At 27.9% G+C, this 26,486-nt stretch carries 30 protein-coding genes, 2 rRNA genes and 1 pseudogene; 1 reads left to right on the top strand and 32 read right to left on the bottom strand.

Annotated features, from left to right (window positions below; genetic code table 4):
- Positions 1-7: 7 nt before the first annotated feature.
- From rplX to EXC65_RS03390, 26 genes and pseudogenes are all read right to left on the bottom strand, one after another.
- Positions 8-331: a 50S ribosomal protein L24 gene (gene rplX / locus EXC65_RS03515; RefSeq protein WP_129720108.1), complete on the bottom strand. Its 324-nt coding sequence runs from the start codon at positions 329-331 to the stop codon at positions 8-10.
- A gap of 25 nt (positions 332-356) precedes the next feature.
- A complete protein-coding gene (gene rplN / locus EXC65_RS03510; protein WP_129720107.1) occupies positions 357-725 on the bottom strand; it encodes a 50S ribosomal protein L14 in 369 nt (122 codons plus the stop codon).
- Positions 725-1,009, bottom strand: a complete 285-nt coding sequence (gene rpsQ, locus EXC65_RS03505) for a 30S ribosomal protein S17 (RefSeq protein ID WP_129720106.1) — start codon at positions 1,007-1,009, stop codon at positions 725-727. The genes rplN and rpsQ overlap by 1 nt, the downstream gene beginning before the upstream one ends.
- Positions 1,009-1,215, bottom strand: coding sequence for a 50S ribosomal protein L29 (gene rpmC, locus EXC65_RS03500; RefSeq protein WP_129720105.1), 207 nt, complete (start codon positions 1,213-1,215; stop codon positions 1,009-1,011). The genes rpsQ and rpmC overlap by 1 nt, the downstream gene beginning before the upstream one ends.
- Positions 1,215-1,640 (bottom strand): 50S ribosomal protein L16, encoded by a 426-nt coding sequence (gene rplP / locus EXC65_RS03495; RefSeq protein ID WP_129720104.1) that lies wholly within the window; start codon positions 1,638-1,640, stop codon positions 1,215-1,217. The genes rpmC and rplP overlap by 1 nt, the downstream gene beginning before the upstream one ends.
- A complete protein-coding gene (rpsC, locus tag EXC65_RS03490; protein ID WP_129720103.1) occupies positions 1,640-2,290 on the bottom strand; it encodes a 30S ribosomal protein S3 in 651 nt (216 codons plus the stop codon). The genes rplP and rpsC overlap by 1 nt, the downstream gene beginning before the upstream one ends.
- An 11-nt stretch (positions 2,291-2,301) precedes the next feature.
- Complete coding sequence (gene rplV / locus EXC65_RS03485; RefSeq protein WP_129720102.1) at positions 2,302-2,652, bottom strand: 50S ribosomal protein L22; 351 nt, start codon at positions 2,650-2,652, stop codon at positions 2,302-2,304.
- Positions 2,652-2,927 carry a 30S ribosomal protein S19 gene (rpsS, locus tag EXC65_RS03480; protein WP_129720101.1) on the bottom strand — a complete coding sequence of 92 codons (276 nt, stop codon included), beginning with the start codon at positions 2,925-2,927 and terminating at the stop codon, positions 2,652-2,654. Before rpsS ends, rplV begins: the two co-directional genes overlap by 1 nt.
- Positions 2,927-3,772 (bottom strand): 50S ribosomal protein L2, encoded by an 846-nt coding sequence (gene rplB / locus EXC65_RS03475; RefSeq protein ID WP_129720100.1) that lies wholly within the window; start codon positions 3,770-3,772, stop codon positions 2,927-2,929. Before rplB ends, rpsS begins: the two co-directional genes overlap by 1 nt.
- Positions 3,773-3,829: 57 nt before the next feature.
- Positions 3,830-4,258: a 50S ribosomal protein L23 gene (gene rplW, locus EXC65_RS03470; RefSeq protein ID WP_129720099.1), complete on the bottom strand. Its 429-nt coding sequence runs from the start codon at positions 4,256-4,258 to the stop codon at positions 3,830-3,832.
- On the bottom strand, positions 4,258-4,902 hold the full coding sequence (gene rplD / locus EXC65_RS03465) for a 50S ribosomal protein L4 (protein ID WP_129720098.1): 645 nt from the start codon (positions 4,900-4,902) through the stop codon (positions 4,258-4,260). The genes rplW and rplD overlap by 1 nt, the downstream gene beginning before the upstream one ends.
- 35 nt (positions 4,903-4,937) lie before the next feature.
- Positions 4,938-5,597: pseudogene (rplC, locus tag EXC65_RS03460) on the bottom strand (50S ribosomal protein L3); the annotation flags it as partial.
- 16 nt (positions 5,598-5,613) lie between these two features.
- Entirely contained in the window at positions 5,614-5,928 is a 315-nt protein-coding gene (rpsJ, locus tag EXC65_RS03455) for a 30S ribosomal protein S10 (protein WP_129720096.1), read from the bottom strand.
- Positions 5,929-6,184: 256 nt separating this feature from the next.
- Positions 6,185-9,079 (bottom strand): 23S ribosomal RNA (locus tag EXC65_RS03450).
- A gap of 315 nt (positions 9,080-9,394) precedes the next feature.
- Positions 9,395-10,930 (bottom strand): 16S ribosomal RNA (locus EXC65_RS03445).
- The 16S and 23S rRNA genes sit together here, the layout of an rRNA operon.
- Before the next feature lie 406 nt (positions 10,931-11,336).
- The gene (locus EXC65_RS03440) at positions 11,337-12,158 is read right to left on the bottom strand and encodes a TIGR00282 family metallophosphoesterase (protein WP_129720095.1); all 822 of its coding nucleotides are present in this window, start codon (positions 12,156-12,158) and stop codon (positions 11,337-11,339) included.
- Between the two features lie 60 nt (positions 12,159-12,218).
- On the bottom strand, positions 12,219-13,205 hold the full coding sequence (gene recA / locus EXC65_RS03435; protein WP_129720094.1) for a recombinase RecA: 987 nt from the start codon (positions 13,203-13,205) through the stop codon (positions 12,219-12,221).
- A gap of 67 nt (positions 13,206-13,272) precedes the next feature.
- Positions 13,273-13,695, bottom strand: coding sequence for a CinA family protein (locus EXC65_RS03430; protein ID WP_129720093.1), 423 nt, complete (start codon positions 13,693-13,695; stop codon positions 13,273-13,275).
- Entirely contained in the window at positions 13,676-14,518 is an 843-nt protein-coding gene (locus tag EXC65_RS03425; RefSeq protein ID WP_129720092.1) for an Hsp33 family molecular chaperone HslO, read from the bottom strand. Before EXC65_RS03425 ends, EXC65_RS03430 begins: the two co-directional genes overlap by 20 nt.
- A 1-nt stretch (position 14,519) precedes the next feature.
- Entirely contained in the window at positions 14,520-15,155 is a 636-nt protein-coding gene (locus EXC65_RS03420; protein WP_129720091.1) for a thermonuclease family protein, read from the bottom strand.
- Positions 15,115-15,978: a class II fructose-1,6-bisphosphate aldolase gene (gene fba, locus EXC65_RS03415; protein ID WP_129720090.1), complete on the bottom strand. Its 864-nt coding sequence runs from the start codon at positions 15,976-15,978 to the stop codon at positions 15,115-15,117. The genes EXC65_RS03420 and fba overlap by 41 nt, the downstream gene beginning before the upstream one ends.
- Before the next feature lie 106 nt (positions 15,979-16,084).
- Positions 16,085-18,919: a lysylphosphatidylglycerol synthase transmembrane domain-containing protein gene (locus EXC65_RS03410; protein WP_129720089.1), complete on the bottom strand. Its 2,835-nt coding sequence runs from the start codon at positions 18,917-18,919 to the stop codon at positions 16,085-16,087.
- On the bottom strand, positions 18,920-19,513 hold the full coding sequence (scpB, locus tag EXC65_RS03405) for an SMC-Scp complex subunit ScpB (RefSeq protein ID WP_129720088.1): 594 nt from the start codon (positions 19,511-19,513) through the stop codon (positions 18,920-18,922).
- A complete protein-coding gene (locus tag EXC65_RS03400; RefSeq protein ID WP_129720087.1) occupies positions 19,503-20,276 on the bottom strand; it encodes a segregation/condensation protein A in 774 nt (257 codons plus the stop codon). Before EXC65_RS03400 ends, scpB begins: the two co-directional genes overlap by 11 nt.
- Positions 20,277-20,285: 9 nt before the next feature.
- Positions 20,286-21,050 (bottom strand): lysophospholipid acyltransferase family protein, encoded by a 765-nt coding sequence (locus EXC65_RS03395; protein WP_129720086.1) that lies wholly within the window; start codon positions 21,048-21,050, stop codon positions 20,286-20,288.
- Position 21,051: 1 nt separating this feature from the next.
- Entirely contained in the window at positions 21,052-21,351 is a 300-nt protein-coding gene (locus tag EXC65_RS03390; RefSeq protein WP_129720085.1) for a 4'-phosphopantetheinyl transferase superfamily protein, read from the bottom strand.
- A 111-nt stretch (positions 21,352-21,462) separates the two neighbouring features.
- Here EXC65_RS03390 and recU point away from each other — a divergent pair, with 111 nt between their 5' ends.
- Positions 21,463-21,939: a Holliday junction resolvase RecU gene (gene recU, locus EXC65_RS03385; RefSeq protein WP_129720084.1), complete on the top strand. Its 477-nt coding sequence runs from the start codon at positions 21,463-21,465 to the stop codon at positions 21,937-21,939.
- 60 nt (positions 21,940-21,999) lie between these two features.
- Here recU and EXC65_RS03380 read toward each other — a convergent pair whose 3' ends face one another.
- Genes EXC65_RS03380 through EXC65_RS03355 form a run of 6 tightly spaced genes read right to left on the bottom strand, consistent with a single transcriptional unit; the run spans position 22,000 to position 26,463 of the window.
- Entirely contained in the window at positions 22,000-22,287 is a 288-nt protein-coding gene (locus EXC65_RS03380) for an HU family DNA-binding protein (RefSeq protein WP_165001348.1), read from the bottom strand.
- Between the two features lie 11 nt (positions 22,288-22,298).
- A complete protein-coding gene (gene der / locus EXC65_RS03375) occupies positions 22,299-23,603 on the bottom strand; it encodes a ribosome biogenesis GTPase Der (protein ID WP_129720082.1) in 1,305 nt (434 codons plus the stop codon).
- Positions 23,593-24,276 carry a (d)CMP kinase gene (cmk, locus tag EXC65_RS03370; RefSeq protein WP_129720081.1) on the bottom strand — a complete coding sequence of 228 codons (684 nt, stop codon included), beginning with the start codon at positions 24,274-24,276 and terminating at the stop codon, positions 23,593-23,595. The genes der and cmk overlap by 11 nt, the downstream gene beginning before the upstream one ends.
- Entirely contained in the window at positions 24,263-24,670 is a 408-nt protein-coding gene (locus EXC65_RS03365) for a hypothetical protein (protein WP_129720080.1), read from the bottom strand. Before EXC65_RS03365 ends, cmk begins: the two co-directional genes overlap by 14 nt.
- Positions 24,671-24,704: 34 nt before the next feature.
- Positions 24,705-25,538, bottom strand: coding sequence for a DnaA ATPase domain-containing protein (locus tag EXC65_RS03360; protein ID WP_129720079.1), 834 nt, complete (start codon positions 25,536-25,538; stop codon positions 24,705-24,707).
- A complete protein-coding gene (locus EXC65_RS03355; RefSeq protein ID WP_129720078.1) occupies positions 25,528-26,463 on the bottom strand; it encodes a replication initiation and membrane attachment family protein in 936 nt (311 codons plus the stop codon). The genes EXC65_RS03360 and EXC65_RS03355 overlap by 11 nt, the downstream gene beginning before the upstream one ends.
- Positions 26,464-26,486 lie beyond the last annotated feature (23 nt).

Below are 26,486 nucleotides of genomic sequence, written 5' to 3'. Positions count from 1 at the left end.
TCCTATTTTATAAATCTTTGTTAGTTTTTTTAGCAAAACGAACTTTTTTATTATCTTTTGTAAATCTATATCCAATTTTTGAAAACTGTGCTTTTTTACCTTTAGACTCTTTTTTGATTAAAAGAGCAACATTTGAAACATGAATTGGCCCCTCATAAATTTCAATACCACCTTCAGATCTAGTTTGTGATGGTTTATGGTGTTTTGTAATTTTATTTACATCTTTAACTATAACTTGTTGTTTTTTAGGGAAGACTTGTAACACTTGTCCTATTTTGCCTTTATCTTTTCCAGAAATAACAACTACTTGATCATTTTTATAAATTTTCATCTTTGTTTAAATTATTTCCTTTCTTTTATAAAACCTCAGGTGCAAGTGAAACAATTTTTGAATAACCTTTATCCCTAATTTCACGTGCTATTGGGCCAAAAACCCTTGTTCCTCTAGGTGTTCCGTCTTCTTTAATAATAACAACAGCATTATCATCAAATTTAATATGTGAACCATTCGCCCTTTTAATTCCGTATTTTGTACGAACAATAATAGCTTTAACAACTTGTCCTTCTTTAACAATCCCATTTGGTAATGCTTTTTTAACTGAACATACAATAACATCACCAATGTTTGAACTTTTTTTAACTGAACCACCAAGATTTCTAATTACTCCTACTTCTTTAGCTCCTGAATTATCAGCTACAACTAATCTTGTAAGCTCTTGTACCATTATTTAGCACCTTCTCTTCCTTTTTCAGTGATTTGAACAAGTCTAAACTTTTTAGTTTTAGATAATGGTCTTGTTTCACTAATTTTTACAACATCACCAACATTTGCTTGTTCAGTTTCATCATGAACTGAAAACTTTTTAGTTTTCTTAAATCTTTTGTGATATAAACGGTGTTTTACATATGTATCAACAACAACTGTTATAGTTTTATCTCTTTTGGTTGAAATAACTTTACCTTGAAATGTTTTTTTAGCATTTTTTCTTTTAATTTCATTCACTTCCATTATTTATCCCCTTTGTTTGATATTTGTTTTTCTCTTATTGCTGTTAAAACACGTGCTATATCTTTTCTAATTTCAGGAATTTTGTGAGTTTTGTCTTGTCTTGAAGTTGAATTTTTAAATCTTAGTAAAAATAATTCATTTTTTAATTCAGTTAAAAGTGTTTCAAGTTCTGAAAGAGATTTATTTTTTAATTCAATAAATTTCATTAATTATCTCCCTCTATTGTTTTTTCTACAATTCTTCATTTTACTGGTAATTTATTACCACCAAGTCTTAAAGCATCTTTAGCAATTTCAGGTTTAACACCCGAAACTTCAAACATCATAGTTTCTCTTTTTACAACAGCAACTCATTTTTCAGGCGATCCTTTACCTGAACCCATTCTTACACCAATTGGTTTAGAAGTGAGTGATAAATGTGGGAAAATTCTAATAATAACTTGTCCTTCACGTCCCATTCTTCTGGTGATGGCAATTCTGGCTGATTCAATTTGTCTTGATGTAATTCAAGCTGAGGTTATAGCTTGAAGTCCGAATTGTCCAAAAGATACATCTTTTCCTCTAAAAGCTGTTCTTTTGTCATGGTGAAGTCTAAAATTTTTTCTATGTTTTGTTCTTTTCGGTTGTAACATTATTTATCACCTTCTTTGTATTCACCTAAAGAAACTCAAACTTTAATTCCTAAAGCACCATAAGTTGTTCTTGCTGTAGCTTGTGCATATTCAACATTTTGTCTTAATGTATGTAATTTCATTTCACCTTCATTATAACCTTCAGTTCTAGCCATATCAACACCATTAAGCCTTCCTGAAACTTGAGTTTTAATTCCTTTTGCTCCAGCTTTAAGGGCATTTCTAATTGCAAATTTTTGTGCAATTCTAAATGATCCACGGTTTTCAATTTTAATTGCAATTTGCTCTGCAATTAAACGAGCATTTAATTCTGGTTGTGGTAAATCAATTACTTCAATTAATAAATTAAGTTTTTTGTTTTTAACAAATTTTTGAATATCAACAACCATTTTTTTAACATTTTCACCACCTTGTCCCAGTACAACACCTGGTCTAGCTGTGTGAATTAATAAAGAAACTTTATTTTTGTGGTCTCTTCTAATTTCAACTTTTCCAATTTGATAATCTCTTACAAATTTTTCAACATATTGTCTAATTTTCACATCTTCTAATAAATAAGTTGCAAAATTTTCTTTTGTTGCAAATCAATTTACTTCATGTTTTTTAGATATTCCGTATCTAAAACCATTTGGATTAACTTTTTGTCCCATAATTACGCTCCTTATTTAACTGTTTTTTCTGTTTTTTCTTTTAATGTAATTGATAAATGTGAAGTTCTTTTTAAAATTGAATATGCTGAACCTTTTGCTCTTGGTTGAAATCTTTTGTATGTAGGTCCTTCATTAACTGTAACATCACTTACATATAATGAGCTTCCATCCATACCATGATTATTTACTGCATTTGCAATAGCAGAGTTTAAAAGTTTAATAAATAATTTTGATGCTTTTTTATTTGTATTATAAAGAATAGATAAGGCTGAAGAGGTATCTTTATTACGGAATAATTCAGCTACTAAACGTGCTTTTTGTGCTGAAATTCTTTGCATTTTAACGTGTGCTTTTGCTTCCATTATTTTTTCTTCCCTTTGTCAGCTCCATGGCCACTATATGTTCTTGTTGGTGAAAATTCCCCTAACTTGTGCCCTACCATATCATCAGTTACAAAAACATCATGGAAAATTTTTCCGTTATGAACTTGGAAAGTTAAACCTACAAATTCAGGAAAAATTGTTGATCTTCTAGATCAAGTTTTAATAGGTTTTTTACTTTTTTGCTCATGCATTTTTTCAACTTTTTTCAATAAATAAGCATCTGCAAATGGACCTTTTTTTAGTGATCTAGCCATTATTTACCAACCTTTCTTCTTCTTACTATCAATTTAGTTGAAGATTTTTTATTATTTCTAGTTTTAACACCAAGTGCTTTTTTACCTCAAGGTGTAAGTGGGGATTTTCTACCAATAGGTTGTTTACCTTCCCCTCCACCATGTGGGTGATCAATTGGGTTCATTACTGACCCACGAACAGTTGGTCTAATTCCAAGGTGTCTATTTCTCCCTGCTTTACCAATGTTAACTAATGAATGTTCTTCATTTCCAACAACTCCAACTGTTGCTTTACATCTTGCTAAAATCTTTCTTACTTCATTAGATTTTAGTTTTAACATTACATATTTACCATTTTCATCTTTACCTAAAATTTGTGCTGAAGAACCAGCTGCACGAGCAATAATTCCTCCACCACCTGGTTGCATTTCAATGTTGTGAACAAATGTTCCTTCAGGAATATTAGCTAAAGGTAAAGCATTACCTGGAAGAATATCTGCATTTTCTCCTGATAATACTTGAGCTCCAACCTTAAGACCCTTAGGTGCTAAAATGTAACGTTTTTCACCATCAGCATAAACTAATAAAGAAATGTTAGCTGATCTATTTGGATCATATTCAATTGATTTTACTGTTGCCGGAATGTTATCTTTGTTTCTTTTAAAATCAATTAAACGATATTTTCTTTTATTTCTTCCACCTTTATGTCTGGTTGTAATTTTCCCTTGATTATTTCTTCCTGAATTTTTCTTTAATATAGTTAATAAAGATTTTTCAGGTCCATGTCCAGATAAATTGGCTTTATAATCAAGTGAAGTCATATTACGACGACCATTAGTGGTGGCTTTATAACTTTTAATTGCCATAATGTACCTTTCATTTAGTTTTACTTTAAAATAGTTAATCTTTAAAGTTTAATAATATTATTCTTTATTAGATTTAGATGCTAATTTTTCAGCAACTTTTTTCTCTATTGCAGAAGCATCTTTAGTTTCTCTGGTAGATTTTTTCTCTTCATTTGAAACTTGTGTGTTTTCTACAACTTCTTTTGAATCTTGACTTTCTTCTAAATCTTCATTTAATAAATTAATTGTATGTCCTTCAGCTAAAGTTACAATTGCTTTTTTATATGAGTTTTTAAAACCTTTGAATCTTCCTAATTTGGCTGGTTTTTTAGGAACATTAAAAATATTAACTTTAATAACTTCAACATCAAAAATAGATTGAATAGCTTTTTTTACTTCTGATCTATTTGTTTTACGATCAACTGCAAAAACATAAACACCTGAAGACATTAATTGATAACTTTTTTCAGTTAAAATTGGATATTTAATAATTTCATTAGCTTTCATTATTTAACAATCCCTTCTAAATATTTAACATCTTCCTCACTTATAATCATTAAATCAGTTCTAATTAACGCTTCAACTGAAATAGATGTTACTTTTGAAAAAGTTATTTTTGCAAGATTTCTCCCTGATAAATAAATAGCTGGATCATTAGTAATAAATAAAACATTTTTTAATTTATCTAAGTCAATATCTTTTTTTCTTAATTCTTCAATTAAAGATTTTGTTGAAATCTTTTCTAATTTAATTTTATCTACAACAACTTGATTATTAAGTCCAAGTTGACTTAAAGCAGATTTAAAAGCTAAATTTCTAACTTTTTTATTAATTTTTAAATTGTAGTTTCTTTCAACTGTTGGTCCAAAAGCTCTACCACCACCTACAAAAACAGGTGTTCTTAATGAACCAGTTCTTGCTCTACCAGTTCCTTTTTGTTTTCATGGTTTTTTTCCTGTACCACTAACTTCGGCTCTACTTTTAACTTTATGTGTCCCTTGTCTTTTAGATGCTCTTTCAGCTAAAATTACATCAAAAACAGTTTGACTATTAAAATCTTTAAAACCAAAAACTTTTTCAGGTAAATTAAACTTTGGTTTTGAAACAGAAGTAGTTGAAACATTTGTGTTTGTATTATTTGTTGTAGTCATTATTAAATGTTTTCTCCTTTTGTTTCATTTGTTTTATTAATTAATTCAACAGGACTTTTAGCAGGTAACTTTTTCACAGCTGATTTAATCACTAAAAATGATTTGTTAGCACCCGGAACAGATCCTTTAACTAAGATGTAATTATTTTTTACATCAATGTCAATAATTTCAAGATTTTGCATTGTTCTTTTAACATTACCCATTTGACCTGGCATTGTCATCCCTTTAACAACTTTGTTCCCTGAAATATCTCCAATTGAACCAGTTTGTCTAATTGGTTGTGATCCTCCACCACCACCATGAGATTTTGGTCCAATAGTTTGATTATGTCTTTTAATTGCACCAGCAAATCCTTTTCCTTTTGAAGTTCCTGTGATATCAACTAAGTCACCAACATTAAAAATAGAAGCATTTAATAGTTCACCTAATTGGTGCCCTTCCATACCTCTAATTTCTTTAACGAAGCGCTTAGGTGTTGTATTGGCTTTTTTAAAGTGACCTTCACTAGGTTTGTTGATTCTAGATTTTTTCTTATCTTCTAAACCTAATTGAGTAGCAATGTATCCATCTTTTTCTTTAGTAAAAAGTTGAACTACAACATTTGGTTTAACTTCAATTACTGTTACAGGTAATAATTGACCTGAAACAGAATAAACTTGAGTCATACCAATTTTCTTGCCTAAGATTCCTTTCATTATTTCTCCTTATTTATTATTTTTTATTAATAATTGTTGTTTGAACATGACTACCTGTTGGTAATTCAAGTCTTTTAATTTTATCAACTAGTTTTTGATCTATTGTGTTGATAATAATTAATCTTTGGTGAGTTCTACTTTCAAATTGTTCACGTGATTTTTTATTAATGTGAACTGATCTTAAAATAGTAATAATTTCCTTTTTAGTTGGTAAAGGAATAGGCCCATCAAACTTAGCTTTATTTTCTTTTAAAAAAGTAACTAATTTTAATGTAGCATTATCAACTAATTTATGATCAAAAGCTTTAATTTTCACTTTAAGTTTTGTCATTATGTTGTTTATCCTTTCTGTTCTTTATTGAACAAGACTCCGCATAAAAACTGATATTTAATAAAACAACTAATCTTGGAATATCACAACCTTATGCTTCATTGTCTAAAATACTTTTAAATTATACATTATTTTAAAAAAAATAAAAGCATTTTACTTAATAAAAGCACAAAAAAAACTCCCTTACAGGAGTGATAATTCTTTGAAAACTGAATAGCAATTATTTTCTACTTTCACCGATTAAATACCTATTTTAGCTATTAAATCAATCAATTTATTAGTATTGGTTAGCTCAATGTATTACTACACTTACACACCCAACCTATCAACCTCATCGTCTATAAGGAATTTCAAGGGAATATTCATCTTTGAGGAGGCTTCCCGCTTAGATGCTTTCAGCGGTTATCCTTTCCGTACTTAGCTACCCAGCTATGCTTCTGGCGAAACAACTGGAGCACCAGTGGTACGTCCACTCCGGTCCTCTCGTACTAAGAGCAGCTCTCATCAATATTCCAACGCCCACATCAGATAGGGACCGAACTGTCTCACGACGTTCTGAACCCAGCTCGCGTACCGCTTTAATTGGCGAACAGCCAAACCCTTGGAACCAACTCCAGCTCCAGGATGCGATGAGCCGACATCGAGGTGCCAAACCTTCCCGTCGATGTGATCTCTTGGGGAAGATAAGCCTGTTATCCCCGGGGTAGCTTTTATCCGTTGAGCGACGGCCATTCCACAATGTACCGCCGGATCACTAAGTCCTGCTTTCGCACCTGCTCGACTTGTAAGTCTCACAGTCAATCACACTTTTACCTTTGCGCTCTACATATGGTTTCTGACCATATTGAGTGTAACTTTGAACGCCTCCGTTACTCTTTAGGAGGCGACCGCCCCAGTCAAACTACCCACCACGCACTGTCTCCCTTCCAGATAATGGAAGCAGGTTAGAAAATCAATATAACAAGGGTGGTATTTCAAGGTTGACTCCATAGTGACTAGCGTCACTACTTCAAAGTCTCCCACCTATCCTACACATGTTAGACCAATTTTCAATACGAAGTTATAGTAAAGCTCCACGGGGTCTTTTCGTCTTGATGCGGGTACCCAGCGTTTTCACTGGGACCATAATTTCACCGAGTCCAATGTTGAGACAGTAGGGAGATTGTTACGCCTTTCGTGCGGGTCAATAATTAGTTGACAAGGAATTTCGCTACCTTAGGACCGTTATAGTTACGGCCGCCGTTCACCCGGGCTTCATTTTACTGCTTCGCTAGTGCTAACAGCTCCACTTAACCTTCGGGCACTGGGCAGGCGTCACCCTCTATACATCGTCTTGCGACTTAGCAGAGAGCTGTGTTTTTGCTAAACAGTCACCCCCCCCATTTTACTGTGGCCTAATTAAATTAGGCATCCCTTCTTGCGAACTTACGGGATTATTTTGCAGAGTTCCTTAACATTGGTTTTCTCGCTCGCCTTAGAATACTCATCTTGGGAACGTGTGTCCGTTCTCGGTACAGGTTCTTATAAATTTAAAGTTTAGAAGCTTTTCTTGGAAGTGTGAAATCATACAATTCGTTACTTGATTACTCTTTCACTATGCATCACATCTAAATATATTGTTATGCGGATTTGCCTACATAACTATCTCGAATGCTTACCCCACAATCCAGTAAGTGGTAGTACTATCCTCCTCCGTCACTCCATCACATTTATAAGAAGTATAGGAATATTAACCTATTATCCATCGACTATGCTTTTCAGCCTCATCTTAGGTCCTGACTAACCCTGGGTGGACGAACCTTCCCCAGGAAACCTTTCCCAATAGGCGTCAGAGATTCTCACTCTGAATCGTTACTCATGCCGGCATTCTCACTTCTAATCGCTCCATTAATCCTCACAGTTTAACTTCGATGCAATTAGAACGCTCCTCTAACGTAGTTTATCACTACCCGTAGCTTCGGTATTATGTTTAGTCCCGTTACATTATTGGCGCAAGCCTTCTTGACTAGTGAGCAATTACGCACTCTTTAAATGATGGCTGCTTCTAAGCCAACATCCTAGTTGTTTATGAAAACTCACAACCTTTCTCACTTAACATAATTTTGGGACCTTAGCTGACGATCTGGGTTGTTTCCCTCGCGAATACGGACGTTATCACCCATATTCCGACTGCATAGTAATACACACTGGTATTCGGAGTTTGATTATAGTCAGTACAGCTAGGCGCCGCCATTCCATATTCAGTGCTCTACCCCCAATGCTTAACACTACACGCTAGCCCTAAAGCTATTTCGAGGAGAACCAGCTATCTCCAGGTTCGATTGGAATTTCACCGCTATCCACAAGTCATCCGGGCACTTTTCAGCGTACTACGGTTCGACCCTCCACTTAGTTTTACCTAAGCTTCAGTCTGCTCATGGATAGATCACCTGGTTTCGGGTATATATCAACATACTAAAGCGCCTTTTTAAGACTCGGTTTCCCTACGGCTCCGTTTTTTTCCACTTAACCTCGCATGTTAACATAACTCGCCGGCCCATACTGCAAGATGTACGCCATCACCCTTTAACGGGCTCTGACTAATTGTAAGTATACAGTTTCAGAATCTATTTCACTCCCCTCCCGGGGTTCTTTTCACCTTTCCCTCACGGTACTGTTTCACTATCGGTGTCTGGTTAGTATTTAGCCTTACCGGGTGGTCCCGGCAGATTCAGACAGGGTTTCACGTGCCCCGCCCTACTCAGGATACATTCAAAAGATTTTATTATTTCGTTTACAGGAATATCACCTTCTATGTTAAAGCTTTCCAACTTTTTCAACTATAATAAAATTTTGTAACTTTATGTAGAATGTCCTACAACCCCATCAAAATGATGGTTTGGGCTCTTTCGCATTCGCTCGCCACTACTAACGAAATCATTATTTATTTTCTTTTCCTCTTGCTACTAAGATGTTTCAATTCACAAGGTGTCTCGCATTTATAACTATGTATTCATTATAAATCAACTAGAGTTTATCTAGTTAGGTTCCCCCATTCGGAAATCCCCGTATCATAGCGTATTCCAGCTCCACGAGGCTTATCGCAGGTAATCACGTCCTTCATCGACTTCCAGACCCAAGGCATCCACTATATACTCTTACTTATTTAAAAGCTAATATAACTTATTTTTTAAGCCTATTGTTTTAGATTTATATATCTAAGGTATCTATTTTAAGCTAACTGTTCAATAAAACAGTTAGACTCGGTGTTGTAATGTCGTTGTTGAAATATTATGAAATTAAAATTTCAATATTTGCTATTCAGTTTTCAAAGAACTATATTAAAACATTTATTAATTAGAAAGAAAAAATTAAATCTTTCAAAACTAGATACAAAACTATTTGGCAAGCCCATAATAACCTTTTTATTTATTATAAAAGGATTTTTAAATAACCAAATTTAATAAGATGTATGTGTACTCCGTAGAAAGGAGGTGATCCATCCCCACGTTCTCGTAGGGATACCTTGTTACGACTTCACCCCAGTCATCAGTCCTACCTTAGATAGTTGCCTCCGAGGTTAACTAACCATCTTCGGGTATTACCAACTCCCATGGTGTGACGGGCGGTGTGTACAAGACCCGAGAACGTATTCACCGCAGCATAGCTGATCTGCGATTACTAGCGAATCCGACTTCATGAAGTCGAGTTGCAGACTTCAATCCGAACTGAGATTGGTTTTTTGAGATTTGCTTGATATCACTATGTCGCATCTCTTTGTACCAACCATTGTAGCACGTGTGTTGCCCCACTCGTAAGAGGCATGATGATTTGACGTCGTCCCCACCTTCCTCCAACTTTCGTTGGCAGTCTCTCTAGAGTTCTCAACTTAATGTTAGTAACTAAAGACAAGGGTTGCGCTCGTTGCAGGACTTAACCTAACATCTCACGACACGAGCTGACGACAACCATGCACCATCTGTCACCTTGTTAGCCTCCATTATATCTCTATAACTTTGCAAGGGATGTCAAGAGTGGGTAAGGTTCTACGCGTATCTTCAAATTAAACCACATGCCCCTCCGCTTGTGCGGGTCCCCGTCAATTCCTTTAAGTTTCACTCTTGCGAGTATACTACTCAGGCGGATCATTTAATGCGTTAGCTGCATCGGTAAATTTTTCTACCAACTAATGATCATCGTTTACGGCGTGGACTACCAGGGTATCTAATCCTGTTTGCTCCCCACGCTTTCGTTCCTCAGTGTCAATATACAACCAGTTAGCTGCCTTCGCCTATTGGTGTTCTTCCTAATATCTACGCATTCCACCGCTTCACTAGGAATTCCGCTAACCTCTTTGCAATTCCAGTTTGCTAGTATCTAAAGCGGGCAAAAGTTGAGCTTTTGGATTTAACTTCAGACTTAACAAACCACCTACGAACTCTTTACGCCCAATAATTCCGGATAACGCTTGCGACCTATGTATTACCGCGGCTGCTGGCACATAGTTAGCCATCGCTTTCTAATAAGGTACCGTCAATTAAGGGTCATTTCCTACCCTATTTTTTCTTTCCTTACCACAGCAGTTTACAACCCGAAGGCCTTCATCCTGCACGCTGTGTCGCTCCATCAAGCTTTCGCTCATTGTGGAAAATTCCCTACTGCTGCCTCCCGTAGGAGTCTGGGCCGTATCTCAGTCCCAGTGTGGCCGTACAGCCTCTCGGCCCGGCTAAACATCATCGCCTTGGTAGGCCATTACTCTACCAACTAGCTAATGTTCCGCACCCCCATTTTTAAGTGAAGCGGAGTTACCTCTTATGCTTCTTTTAAAATTTTTTCATGCGAAAAAATTTGTTATTTGGTATTAGCAACTGTTTCCAGTAGTTATCCCAATCTTAAAGGTAGGTTAGGTACGTGTTACTCACCCATTCGCTACTAAGTCAATATAAATACTGCTTCGTTCAACATGCATGTATTAGGCACACAGCCAGCGTTCATCCTGAGCCAGGATCAAACTCTCAAAAATTGAATTGAAGTATTATGGTTTTTGTATCTAGTTTTGAAAGATCTAATTTAACTTTTTGTTATAAAAGTTTTATTGTGTTAATCAAAAAGACTAACTTATCTATTATACATTATTTTTTTGAAACACCAAAAAAAATATTTTTTTTTATTTAAAAATTTATTTAACTCAATGCTTTAATAAAACAATGCCTTACTATTATACAAAAAAAATAAAAAAAGCAAATAAAAAATTTATTTTTTTTACATATTTTTTTTTAGTCTTATTTTTAATCTAAAAAATATAGTTGTTTTATAGCTGTTTAATAGCTGTTTACTATTATATATATAATATAATATGCTTGTTTTTGACTTATGTTTATTTAAAATAAAAACCACCCTGAGGTGGTTTTAATTGAATTATTGTTTTTTTAAATTGATATAGGAAAAATTTTTTTATCTTTTTCATTTTTGCTTAAAAATAAATAAACAGCATTAAATTGCTCTGTTGTGTTAGATATTTTAAATTTTGTGTATTTACCAAAACGCATTTTTTGATAAATTTCCTCATAATTTGCACCAATTGCTGCATTTGAAGGTCCAGTCATACCTACATCTGTTATATATAATGTACCTTTTGGTAAAACTTTTGCATCATTTGTTTGAACATGTGTATGTGTACCTAGCATAGCTGAAATTTTTCCATCTAAATAAAGACCAAAAACATTTTTTTCAGAAGTTGTTTCAGCATGAAAATCAATAATATGATAGTCAACATTTTGATTTTTTAGATCATTTTTTTCTATTTCATCAAATGCATCAAAAAAATTGTTAGCTATCTCTTCATTTCAAGGTTTTAATAATTTATTAAATATTTGACCTAACATTGATGTAACTCTTAAATTAACACCATTTATTTCAAAAACTTCTGTTCCATGTCCAGGATATATATCATTAACATTGTAGGGTCTTAAAATGTCTTTATTTTCGATTATATTTAAAATGTCTTTATCTGCTCAAACATGATTGCCTAAAGTTATGATGTCAACACCTAATTTTTTAAGTATTTTGTAATCTTTTTGATTCATTCCTTTTCTATTTGTTACATTTTCGCATTGGGCAATTACAACATCAATTTTATATTCAGCTTTTATTTTGTTTAAATATTTTTCAATGGCGTGAATTCCTACATGACCAAAGACATCACCAATAAACAAAATAGCAAGTTCTTTATTTTTATTTTTATAAAACATATTTTAAATTTTAACACTAAAAAATTAAAATATTAAATTAATTTACTAATAAAGATTTTTTTAATTTTTTTGCATTTTTTCTAATACTTTTGCTTTAATTTCTTCAAAAAGTGAATTTGAATTTTCAAGAGCTAGTTTTAAATTAACTTTCCCCTGGGCAATATTTTCATCATTATATGAATATCATGATCCTTTTTTGATGACAATTGCAAAATCTTCAGCTAATTGTGCTACTTCAGCAAATTTAGAAATTCCTTGTGAAAAAATAATTTCAACATTTGCTGTTTTAAAAGGAGTAGAAAGTTTATTTTTTACAACTTTGATTTTAACCATATTACCTAGAATATCACCATTGGCTGCAATTTGTGTTGATTTTCTAACATCCATTCTGATAGATGAATAAAATTTCAATGCTCTTCCTCCTGGTGTTGTTTCTGGATTACCAAATATAACTCCAATTTTTTCACGCACTTGATTAATAAAAATAACAGTTGTTTTATTTTTATTAAGTGATCCTGTAATTTTACGTAAAGCTTTTGACATTAATCTTGCTTGTGCTCCAATTACTTGATCTTTCATTTCACCATTTAGTTCGGCTTCAGGCACTAAAGCAGCAACAGAATCTACAACTATTAAATCAATAGCGCCTGTTTTTACTAAAGTATCTACAATTTCTAGAGCTTGTTCTCCTGAATCTGGCTGAGAAATAATCAAATTATCTATGTTAATCCCTAAATTTATAGCATAATTTGGATCAATTGAATGCTCTGCATCAATAAAAGCTGCAATGCCACCTTGTTTTTGAATTTCGGCAATTGCATGTAAAGAAATAGTTGTTTTCCCTGATGATTCAGGACCATATATTTCTATAATACGACCTTTAGGAAAACCACCTATTCCTAAAGCATTATCAATAGCAATAGAACCTGAAGAAAAAACTTCAGTATTTATATCTGGTTTTTCACCTAAAAGCATAATAGCTTCTTTACCAAACTTTTTTTCAATTTCACTAAATGCTGCTTTTAATAATTTTTTTTCAATTTTCATTTTTACCTCTATGCTTAAATAGATAAATAACTAAAAAAAGTAATTAAAATTTAAAAAAATAAGAAAATTACATATTTTTTTTCAGTAATTTTAGAAGTTTGTCATAAGCAAAATCAACAGCAAATTTAATTATTTCATTTCTTTCTAAATAAAGTTTGAATTCAAAAACTTGTTCATTAATTGCAATATATATTAAACCAGGATCTTTGTTGTCTAAAACACTAGGTCCAGCATTTCCTGTAAAAGCAAAACAATAATCTACTTGAAAAAATTTTTTCCCTTCCATTGCCATAACTCTTGCAACTTCTTCATTAACAACACCATTTTTTGTATCAATGTTAAATTTTTCTTTTATTTCATTTCAATAAGTTACTAATGCACCTTTAAAATATTTACTGGCTCCTGGTTTGCTTACCACTTTCGCAGAAAAAGAACCCCCAGTAAATGATTCAACAGAAGCTATTGTTATGTTAGTGTTTAAAAGTTTCATTTTCAAAATCCTTTTTTTGAAAAATGTATTTATTTGCACAAAAATGACAAATAACTTCTATTTTTCCATCTTCAATTAAAATTTTTTCAAGTTCTTTTTTATCAATTGATTGAATAGTTTCAAACAGTTTTTGTCTTGAACAATTACAATGTCATTTTATTTTTTTAATTTCAATAAAAGTTGAATTTAATTTATTTTCATATTCATTAAAAGTTAAATTATTTAAATTATTATTTTCTATAAAGTTTTCAACTCACAATATATCTTCTTCTTGATGACCTGGTAGAAGTTGAAAAATAACAGAATAAACTTTTTCAAATGAATTTTGATCTAAAAATTTTACAGATGTTTTAATTGCTGTAAAAATTTGTTCAGATGATTGAAAATAGTAAGCTAAATCAGTTATTAAATCAGACTTTACAAGTTTAACTTCGCTTGTAAAAATATCAAATTTATTTTCTCTTGTAACGCGCAAAATTCCTTCACTACCTATTGCTAAAATCAAAGGAATGTTTTCGTTTTTATATTCTTTTTCGACAATTTCAATATTAGGGTTTCCAACTAATGCTTTAATTTCTCCATTACTATTAGTTTCAACAATTATATTTTTTATTGCACCAGAAGATTTTATAAAACTCACAATTTTGCCATGTTTTGATTGTAAAATAAAGGACAAAACACCCAAAGTAACCATTGCTTCTGCTAAAATTAATGAAGAAAAATTTGCTGTTTTATGTTTCTTAACTGCATAATTAACAACATCTGTAAAATCTGACAAAAAAATTCTTACATTATTTTTAATAAAAATTTTACTGAAACTCATTTTAATAAATTACTTTCTTTATTTTTTTAACACTATTATATTTATTTCAAAAACCTTTTTGGTTTTGCATAGCAAATTTTTGTGCTTGCACTAATTGATTGAAATAATTTTTGTCTTTTGTATAATATTTATCTTTTTGATCAAGAGATATATATTCAAATATAGCTAATCCTTCCTTAAGAATTTCTGTTGCAAAATCATTATTTTCATCATAAAGTTTAGCTACTATTCTTCCGTATTTATCTTTTGCAATTTGTTTATATTGAAAATTTGTGTGTTTTTTTGTTCACATTTTTAAAAAATGTTTTGCTTTTTCAGCATAAAATCTTTTTTCACCTTTTGTTGGTTCTTTAGGATTACTTCCTTTAATATTCATTTCTGGTGTATCTATTCCATAAATTCTTAAAGTTTTAGTTTCGAATGTTAATTTAATTTTTAATGTATCTCCATCAATAACTTCATGATCATATATATTATATTTTTCACTAATAACTGATGGTTGTTCTTGAAATTTGTTTAAATTTTCACAACTATAAGCAAAAAAGGCAAAAATAAAAAAGAAAATAAAGACAAAAAATTTTAGTATTTTCTTACTTTTACGCTTTATTTTCTGAGTTAAATTGAGCAATTTTTTCAAAAACTACTTTTTTCATTGCCTCATTGGCATTGAAATAAATTTTTCTTGGATCAAAATTTTTACCAATTTTAATTTTACCACTTTCAACAAATTCAGTTATAGCTGTGGCATTTGCTTGTTGTAATTCTGTATTAACATTAATTTTTGCAACACCCAATGAAATAGCTTTTTGAATTTGATCCACAGGTATTCCTGAACCACCATGTAATACTAGTCCAATTTTAGCTTTTGCTGTTATTTCTTTTATTGCTTCAAAGTTAAGTGACTTTCAACTTGCAGGGTATGGCCCATGAATATTCCCAATTCCAGCAGCTAACATATCAATTCCAGCAGCTGCCATTTTTTTAGCTTCTATTGGGTTTGCAATTTCACCATTACCAATAACACCGTCCTCTTCACCACCAATTGAACCTACTTCAGCTTCGACAGAAACCCCTTTAGCTATTGCTTTTGCTAATAATTTTTTTGTATTTTTTAAATTAACTTTAAATTCTTCATGTGAGCCATCATACATTACTGATGTATATCCTGCTTCTATTGCATTAAAGCAACCTTGTAATGTTCCATGATCAAGGTGCAAAGCAACTGGGACAGTAATTTTTAAATCTTTTATCATTGATGAAACTAGACCATAAACAGTGTTGTAACCACCCATGTATTTTACAGCTCCTTCAGAAGTTGCAATAATAATAGGTGAACGTTTTTCTTGCGCTGCTAATAAAACAGTCTTTGTTCATTCTAAATTGTTAATATTTATATGCGGTATTGCATATTTTCTTTTATAAGCGTTTTTAATCATTAATTTTGCATTTACTAATGACATTCTTACCTCCAATAATCATATTAAATAAACAACTAAATTTAATAAAAAATTTTTTAATTTTTATTTATTTTATTTAATTTATAAAATTATAAATTATTTATTTTTTTTAGATAAAAATAAATACAATTAATAAAATTAAAATTATAAAAATTCAAAAAAGTGATGCTATTTTAAAGAAAAAAGTTTTTGTTTTTCTATAGTTTGTGGATATTTTGGGATTAAACAAAATTAACTTTTGAATATTTTTATATTTATTAATTCTTTTCTCGCCCCAAAGTATTGTTAATATAAACATTAAAGAAATAATGTTAGGTATTAACCAAAAGATAATATTTTTAGAAAAAGAAAATAATTTTAATGTTTCTTGAACTTCTTGTGGACTACCACTAAAAACATTTTTGCTTAAGATGTGAATAGTTAATACATCCGAAGTTCCAATTCCACCAGGGATTGGTGATAAATTATTTGCTGCATCTATTAGTGAAGTTCCTGTTAAAAAATAAAAATATCAAGAAATCATTGATGAAAAATCATAATTATTATTTTGAACCATAAATGCTATTCAAAAATTTGGCATTAAAAAGTATCCAATTATTTTATAAAAAATACATTGAAAAAATAATCATTTATTTTTGAGTGTATTTTTATAATTTTTTTTAAAATTATCTAATTTTAACTCAATTAATTCTTTTTTTCTTTCAGCATTGAAATTTAAAACAAAAAAAGATAAAATAGCTAATCATAAACGTATTAAAAAGAATTGCACTTTTTTAAATGTAGAAACAAAAATAATAATTAATAGTAAAGAAATATTTAAAATAAAGCCTAAAATTGTGAATATAGAAGTAGTTATTGATTGAAAATTAAAATGACCAAAAAATATATCTTTATAAAGAACAAAACCTACAGGAATAAAAATTAAAGACTTCATTAAAACTAAAATTTGAAAAAACGTTGCTGCAATTGTAAAGCTTGCTGCTACAACAGTTTTTTTATAACCTTTTTTTTGCAAATATCAATATGAAATTATTTCACCACCAAAAGCAAAAGGTGTTATGTTAGCCACTAAAATAGATATAATAGTTGAGACAAATGTATGCCATAATGTTATTTTTTCTTTGTTGAATCGCATCAATTTATAAATAACTAGTGAATAGCTTATAAATATGCAAAATAATCATAGCAAAATAATTAAAATAATTTGTAATTTAGACATTGTTGAGCTTAAAAAATTATTGAAAAATTTTTTAAAAATTAATACACCAACAACTGATTCATTATTACTTTTGTAAATAGTAAAAAATAAAAATACAAAAGTTAAAATAATTAATAAAATAAAAAAACTAAATTTAATAATTTTCTTTTGAATATTTTGATTATTTTTTTCTATAGTTTTAAATTGCAAAATATTTTCGACTATTTTTTCTTCATTAAGAATAATACTTTTATAAGTATCTGTACTTTTTTGCAATGAATCAATTTGAATGGTTAAAAGTTGATTAATTTTATTATAATGCAAGAAAACTGTTTGATTACTATCTAAAGTCATTAAATAATCAAATTGATTTTCAGAAAGAAAATGATTATTTTTTACAAAATTATAATTAATTATTTTTAAGTCTGAAATTGTTTTAGTGGCTTTTGATGTTTTCACAAAGTGTAAAAATGACTCATAAGATAATTTGAATTTAGTTTCAAATTTTCTCTCAATTGCAAAATTTTTAGAAATGTTTTGCAATTTTTTAAAAATATCATTATTATTTTTTTTATTATATTCCAACATTTCTATAATCAAAAGAGTATTGCTTACATCATTTAAACCAATAATGTTATTATTTCAGTCTTTTTTAAAGCAATAAATTTTGTCTTTATTAATTAGAAAAAAATCTTGTTTATTTGTAATGTTAAAGTTTTGTATAAAATCAGTGAAATAATTTTTATTAATTTTTTGAATGTTTAAATTATAAAATTCAGTTAAAAATTTTAATAAATAGTTTTGTCCATGATTCATGAAAAAAACATTATCATCTTTTAATTTATTAGTTTTTTTTAAATAATCAATAATAAGCAAAGTTATGGACTGATTATTTAAAAATTTAGTTTTTTTATTATAGTCAATAAAAATATTCTTTTTATTTTTATATTTATCAATATATAAAATTACATTATTTTTACTTTCTTTAGTTTTTTTATAAGACAAAAACTTTAAATTTGAAAATAGTTTTTCTCAAAATGTTTTATCTTTAATTTCATTAAATGTAAAGTGATTTTTATTTTTTAAATTTTCTAAAATGTTTTTTTCATCATTTTTGTTTGTGAAAAAAACATATGAATTTAAAAATGACATATTTTTATCAAAAGAAACTAAATGATTAAAATCTTTTTTTATAAAAATGTTATCAAATTTTTTTTCAATATTTACATCATTTAAATTTGTAAAAATATTTGTCTTATTTAAATAAAATTCATCTTCTTCTGTTAGTTTTTCGAACTTATTTTTTCTAATTAAAATTTTATATGAATTAGAATCAGGTATCTTTAATATAAAAAGAGATAAATCATAATGATTATAAATAGTTTCGTTTATCATTAAATCAAATGAAAAATCATTATCATTTATTTGATAAATAATATTGTTAGAATTTATTGCAAATGTTTTAGAAAAAATTTCTTTTATTGTAATACAAACAGGTTTTGCATCATGAAAAATTAAAATTTTTTTATTTTTTTTCAAATTAGATTTAAGCCATTTATCTAATAAAAAAGCCTTTTGATAAACAAATTCAAAATTAATATCATCTATTTTTTTTATAGATTTTAAAAAAATACAAGAATCTTTTACGTTATTTTCTTTGTCTTTATCTAGTTTTTCCCTAGCTTCATCTATAATTGGCATCTGAGACTTTAAAAGAAATAAATTTTTTTTATCTAAATTTTCCATCTAATTGTTTTCATCCCTTTGTGAACCGAATAAATCAAAAACATCCTCTAATGGTTCTTCAATTGAATCAAAATTTTCATTATAGTTATCAAATTCAGGAAAACTAGGTAAATCTTGGAGAGATTTTAGTCTAAAATAGTCATAAAATCTATTAGTTATTCCATATAATGTTGGTTGTCCTACAGTTGGTGACACTCCAACTTCTTCAATTATACCTTTCATTAATAATGAAGCAACAATAGAATCAGAAGCAACACCTCTAATTTCACTAATCATAGATCTAGTCACTGGTTGTTTATATGCCACAATAGCCGCTGTCTCGATTGCAGCATTAGTTAATTTTTGTCTTTTTGTTGTAGAAACTAGATCAGAAATGTAATCTTTAACAATTTCTTTAGTAGCAAATTTAAAAACATCATTGAATTCAACCACAAAAATTCCGCGTTCTAATTTATTGAAATTTTCTGCAAATCTTTTTAAAAGAATTCTAGCTTCATCAACTTTGTTCAACTTTAAAACAATTTTTAATTGCTCAGATGATAAACCATCTTCACCTTGTAAATACAAAATAGCTTCTATTACTTTATTTTTCATAATTAATTCCTTTTTTAACTTTTATTTCTCCAAATTGTTGTTCTTGACTAATAATTAATTCTTCATTTCTTGACATATCCAGCATTGCTATGAAAGTAATGACAAAATGTTTTAAAGTAGGTAATGAAAATATTTTGTTAAAATGAATTTCTTCATTTTCATAAAATAATGTTCTTATCATATTTTTTTGCTCATCAGGTGTAACACTAATAGAATCAATTTTGACTTGTCTTAATTTTTCTGCACTTAATCTTTCAAACATCATTTTAATTATTTGAGTTAATTTGGCTTTTGATGATCTACCATCTACTTTTGATCTATCAGTAGGTCTAATAAACGGCTCGAGATTAGAAACTTTTTTTATGTAAATATTTAGTCTTTTGCTTTCTCTTTGTTTTAAAACATCAAAAATAGGCTTAAATTGTTGATATTCAGCTAATAATTTTATTAATTTAGCTTTATCTTCCTCAATTTCAGCGTCTTCTAACAGTTCTTTTTCAACCAAAAGCATTCTCGCTTTCATTTGAATGAGAGTTGCTGACATAACTAAATAATCTGCTGCAATTTCAAAATCATTTTCTTTTAAATCCTTTATTATTCTTAAATAATCAGTTGCTAATTCAGCGAGATTAATATCTAAAAGATTCATATTTTTTTCTTTTACAAGCGCTAGCAATAAATCTAAAGGACCATTAAAATTTTCAATGTTAATATTTGTTAGAGAGTTTTGTGCTACATTATCAAATTCATTTTCTTTTGGCATAACTTCACTCTATTTTTTATTTTTTTCTGGAGTACTTGGAATATATTTAGATGCTATTGTTTCAAATGTTTTATTTTTTAAAGATTCTATCGATAACATTGAAATGGTAGAAGATTTAATTAATGGATGAATATAAACATCAACTACTAATTGTTTGCTTCTTAATGAATTAAAAGTATCACCACTATAATTTATAGTAACTGGCAAAATATTTAATAAAGATTTTTTAGCTAAACTAAAAGGTGCTTTTTTAAATTCTTGCATATTTCCATCTTTACTTCTTGTTCCTTCTGGGAAAACAACACCATATGTTTTATTATCTTTAACAAATTTTCCAAAATTTTCTAATGTTTTTACAGATTCTTTAATTTTTGTTCTATCAATAAAAAAAGTATCAATTAAACTAAGAATATTTTTAATAGTTCTTTTTCTTTGTAATTCAGTTTTTGCTAAAAATGTAAGAATTTTTTTAGGTTCATCTTTTGACTCTAAATTAGCTTGTAAAGCATTAAATAAAATAAAAGCATCAGCATTGGAAAGGTGATTGGCCATTATTAAGCTGGATGACTTAGGTATAGCTTCTGGGTTAATGACATTTACTTTAACATTGTAAATTTTTAAAATTTTAGAAGAGTATTTTAAAATAAGATTATTTCTTGCTTGTGCATTTAATTCTAATTTATTTTTACGATACTTTTTAGCTAATTTTCTAAGTTTGTTTAATCTAAATAATCAAATTGGTGAAAGTAAAATTAATTTAATTCTTGGTAACATTTTAATTCTCCTTTTTTAGTGCAATAGCAGTTAATAAATTTTCTTCACACGATGTTGAAATAACAAAATTTTTATATATGTATTTGCCTTTAGTTTTTTTAATATTAATTTTTTTAAAACTATATTCAAGATTGTCTGCTTTAAAAATAGCCTCTTTTATAGCTCATCTTACAGCTAAAAATTTAATTTTGTTTTCTTCATTTTGATATATTAAAAATTCTTCTTCTGAAAGAAATCTTTTAATTGTTTTTAAACTAATATTTCTAAATCTTGCAATATTAGTTATATCTATTCCTAACATAATATTAAAGAATTATACTTGACTTAATATTTTTTATTTTTAAAAAAAAATATTTTTTTCTATTTTTGTTTTTTTTTTATTTGAAAAAAGTGTTTTTTTCTATTTTATTTTATGTTAACAAAAAATAGAGGTATGTTACTTGAAACACTTATTAACAAAACAATTAAATTTTATGAAGAAAACAATATTGCTATTTTTCATAAAAAAAATCTAGATATTACATTTAAAAAAATAAATAAAAATTTAGAATTAAAAAATGGGGTAATTTCTAAAAAAAGCACAGTAGACTACTATGGAGTTTTTAATGGAAAATTTGTCTGTTTCGAAGCTAAAAGTACAAATGATAATTTTTTATCTTGAAGCAATATTAAAGAACACCAATTAAATTATTTGAAAAAAATTCATAAACATCAGGGTCTTGCTTTTTTTATAATTTTACTTAAAAATATAGATAAATTTTTCTTACTTTTTGCAAATGAAGTAAATTACAAAAAAGAAAAAATAAATTTAGATTTTTTAAAAAATAAAGGTTTTGAATTAGATATAACATACCCAGGAATTATAGATTTTATTGAGATTTTGAAATAAAAAATAAAAAAAAATGCATAAAAAAACACATTTTTTCAAATGTGTTTATAAAAATTGTTGTTAATTGTTATTTTTTAAAGCCACAGCTTCTTTTAATGTTTTAGAAGGTTTAAATTTCGGAACTCTTTGTTCTGGTACTTGAAAAACTTCTTTAGTTTTTCAGTATGTTGTTTCCCTTGCTTTTTTCCTTATAGAAACAAACATTCCAAAACCACTAATATTAATTTTTTCATCATTACTTATTTTTTTAGTAACTATTTTAATGAAAGATTCTAGAAATTCTTCAACATTTTTTTGTGTTTGGTTTGTTTTTGTTGCTATTTCTAAAATTAATTCTTTTTTAGTCATAATCATCCTAACTATTTATTTTTATTTTTTAAAATTAATTTTATCGGCGTCCCTCTAAAATTGAAATATTCTCTAATTTTATTCTCTATGTGTCTTAAATAAGAAAAGTGGGCATATTCTTTATTATTTACAAACATTATAAAAGTCGGAATTCTTCCTTCAACTTGTTTAATAAAAGAAATTTCTAATCTTTTACCTTTAAATGAAGGGGCAGGTTGAATCATTTGAATTTCTATAATGGCTTCATTTAATAAATTAGTTGAAATTTTTCTTTCTAAATTATTTTTTACTTCAATTATTGTTTTTCTTAATTTTTCAATTCTTTGTTGGTAAAGTGAAGAAATAAAAACAATCGGCGCTCAATCAAGAAATTTATATTTTTTTCTTATGTCTTTTTCAAATTCATGCATTGTTTGTGTTTCTTTTTTAATTAAATCTCACTTATTAATAACAATAATGATAGGTTTTTGTAATTCAAAAGCATACCCAGCAAGTCTTAAATCAAAATGGCTTAACTCTGTTGTTGCATCAATAACCACTAATGAAAGGTTGGATTCTTCCAACGATAACATCGCTCTCATTAGGGCATAATGCTCAACAGATTCAATCAATTTTGACTTCTTTGTTATACCTGCCGTATCTATGATATCAAATTTTTGATTTTCTATTAATATTTTTGATACAACAGAATCTCTTGTTGTTCCAGGAATTGATGAAACAATTGATCTTTTTTCATTTAAGAGTGTGTTTAAAAGCGAAGATTTTCCAGCATTAGGTCTTCCAATAATTGATAATTTAAAGGCATTTTTTTCTTTTTGGACATCAAAATCAAGATATTGCACAACTTCATCTAACAAATCACCTAAACCTTCACTATGCATTGCTGAAATAGAAAAATATTTTTTAAAGCCTAATGAATAAATTGATGTATCAATGTTTTTATTGTTTTCCAATTTGTTACAACAAACAACAATTTTTTTACCACTTTTTCTTAATAAGTTAGCAACAAAAAAATCATCTTTATCAATTTCTTGATTTCCATTCAACATAAAAATAATAACTTTTGCTTCTTCAATTGCAATTTGAGTTTGAAGTCTTATTTGTTCTTGGAAAGGTTTATTTTCAATTTCTATACCACCTGTGTCAATGATTTTTATTTTTTTACCAACTCAATCAATATCATGATAAAGTCTATCTCTAGTTATACCTGGTGAATCATGAATAATTGAAATTCTTTTTCCAACTAATTTATTAAAAAGCGTAGATTTGCCTACATTAGGTTTACCCACTATTGCCACTAAATTTTTATTTGACATTTATTTTTTCCTCAATTAAATTAGAAATAAACTCAATCACTTCTGACATTGTCATATTTGTTGAGTCCACTAAAATAGAATCTTCTGTTTGATGTAAAGGATCAATTTTTCTATTTTCATCAAGAAAATCACGTTGTTTTATAGCTTCAAGAACTTTTTCATAATCTTCTGAAATGTTTAATTCTTTATTTTGTTTAACCCTTCTTTTAGCTCTTATTTCTGGTGATGCCCATAAAAAGATCTTCAATTCAGCATGAGGTAAAATTGAGAATGTGGTATCTCTCCCCTCCATAATAAAACCTTTTTCTTTTTTAGAATACATTTGTAAAAAATCAACAATTTGTTTTCTTATTTCTTTATGTGTACCAATAATACTTGCACCGCGTGAAATAAAATCATTTCTTAACCTAGTTGAATAATCAAATCCATTTAACAAAATAGTTCCATCTTTTTCAAGTGTTATATATTCCATTTTTCATTGTTTTAAAACAGTATCTTTATCTTTTAAAATATTTAAATCATTTCCATATTTTAAATAAAAATAAAAAGCTATTGTTCGATAAAAAGTTCCGGTATTTACAAAAGTTAAATTATATTTTTTTGCGATTTCACTTGAAATCGAGGATTTACCAGCTCCTGATGGGCCATCGATTGCAACATTAATTTTTGTCATTTCGCCCCTTTGTATGGTTTTGAATTTTTATTTTGTTTAATCTATCTTTTTCATTTTGTAAAAAATCAAATTCTAAATTTATATTTTCTAAAAATGAAAAATCACTAAAGAAATTATTTTCTAAATTTTGAATTTTTAGTTTTAAATTATCAATTTTTCAATTTTTATAATTAAAATTATTTTTAACATCATTATGAGAAAAAATATTTTTAATTTCTTCATTATTTAAAATATTTTCATAGTCAAAACTTTTGATTGTTTTATTCAATTTAGAAATTTTATCTTTTATATTTTTATTATTATTGAAAAAAGCTAAATAAAAAAATGAAAATCCATATATTGATTCTCTATATTTTTTTCATTTTTTTATTCTAGTGATTTTTGTTCTTTCCATAATATATTTAATTATTATATATTAAATTACTTTTTTATTCAGTAAAAAGTTCATCATGCACTAAACCTTTTATTCTTGTTATCAATCTTTTTATAAAATTAGCATCAATCTTCGGAGATTTATAAACATTCAATAATTCATCTTGAGGAAAATTAGATGAAAAATATGTAGGTTTTTTTAATTTATTTCTATAATTTAAAATAGGAAATAAAAAAGTATTTAAAAATCAAAAATTAGGGGTTTCAGAACCAATATCATCTAAAAACAAAACATCTACTTCTTTTATTTTGTCACTAATAGATTGAATTGTAGTTGTTTTGTTGTTGAATAAGTCAAAAACATATGCATATAAATCAGGCAAGTTTAAAAAAGCGATTGTTTCATTATTTTCTCTAGCTCTTTCAATAGCGATAGCTTCTAATGAAGAGGTTTTACCTTTGCCTGATTGACCACAAAGATAAAAAGGAACTCTATAAGCATTTTTATCACTTAAAAGTTCCACAACAGAAACATTATATTTTTGTTTTAATAATTTTTCTTTTGTGTTTTGATAGTTTATATCTGTAATTTCAGTAAGTCAAAATCTATTTTTATATGATTGTTTTTTGAATTCATTACTTAAAAAATAAACTTTTTTTAATTTTTTATTTTCATCTCTTTTCAAAGTTATAAAATAATTTGAATTAGGATTGAGCATTTGAATAAAAGTTGCTATATTATTTTGGATTTCTAAAAGAGTAATATTTTCGTCAATAATTATCTTTTTTATTTTTTCATTTTGATAAATTTTTTTAATAAGATTTTGTTTTTCTTCATCAATATTAAATTCTGATTGCCCTAAAAATAAATTTAAATCATTATTTTTCATCAATCAAGCCTTTAAAATTGTTATTTAAAATTTTTCTTTTTTTATTAGTGTTATCAAAAGATAAATCAATATTAGAATTATCTTGTGGAGAAATAAAATCATTTAAAATATTAACTTGTTTTTGTTGTTTTTTATATTCTAATACTTCTCTTAATTCAGACTTAATTTCATCAGGTAAAATAACTTTTTTGTCAATTAAATCTTTTGCTATTTTTTTAAAATAAGCAAGAGAAATTGAAGAATTAGAGTTAGCTAAATAACAAAAATTTAAAATTGTGTTAATTGCTTCTTGAGATAAATCATTATTTTCCAAAAATAGATTGACACCTTTCACTAAAGAAGGTTTGGGATCTTTTTGTGTTAATTGTTTTAAAAAATCTTCTGTATTTAAAACATTTTTGTAGGAAAATGTTGATTTTTCTTCTTTTTGTTCAATAATAAATTCTTCTTTTTTTAAATCATATGGAAAAATCTCATAAAATTTTTTGCTTATATTTTTAAAACGATCTTTTGAAATAAATTCTTTTTTATATCTGTTTATTAATTCTTCAAAATCAGCTTCAGAAATTTTTTCTTGAATTTTAGATTTAAGTAAGCTATTACCCAACAAATCTGAAATATCTAATGGTTTTTGGAGTAAAAATAAATATTCATCTTTATCTTCATTATAATAAGTTTGAAATAATGAAATAGCCTCAAGGACATTTCTAGTCTCTTCTCATTCATTTTGTTTAATATTTAATTTATTTAAAAAAGCATCTAAATCCAAGTTAAAAATTTGAAAATACCCTTTTTTAAATCTTTTATATAAATTTAAATATATAGCATAACCTATAGTGCCTATTATTGGTAAATAAAAGTCATTAATTATTTCTAAATCTAAACTAGATATTTCTCTTGTAACTTCAATTTTAACCCTTGACATAACCCACCTCTATTTTGTATTTA

It is taken from the genome of Mesomycoplasma neurolyticum, assembly GCF_900660485.1.
Taxonomy (GTDB): Bacteria; Bacillota_I; Bacilli_A; order Mycoplasmatales; family Metamycoplasmataceae; genus Mesomycoplasma_A; species Mesomycoplasma_A neurolyticum.
The sequence above is the reverse complement of the archived record's forward strand: the minus strand, read 5'-3'. Positions and strand labels throughout refer to the sequence as shown.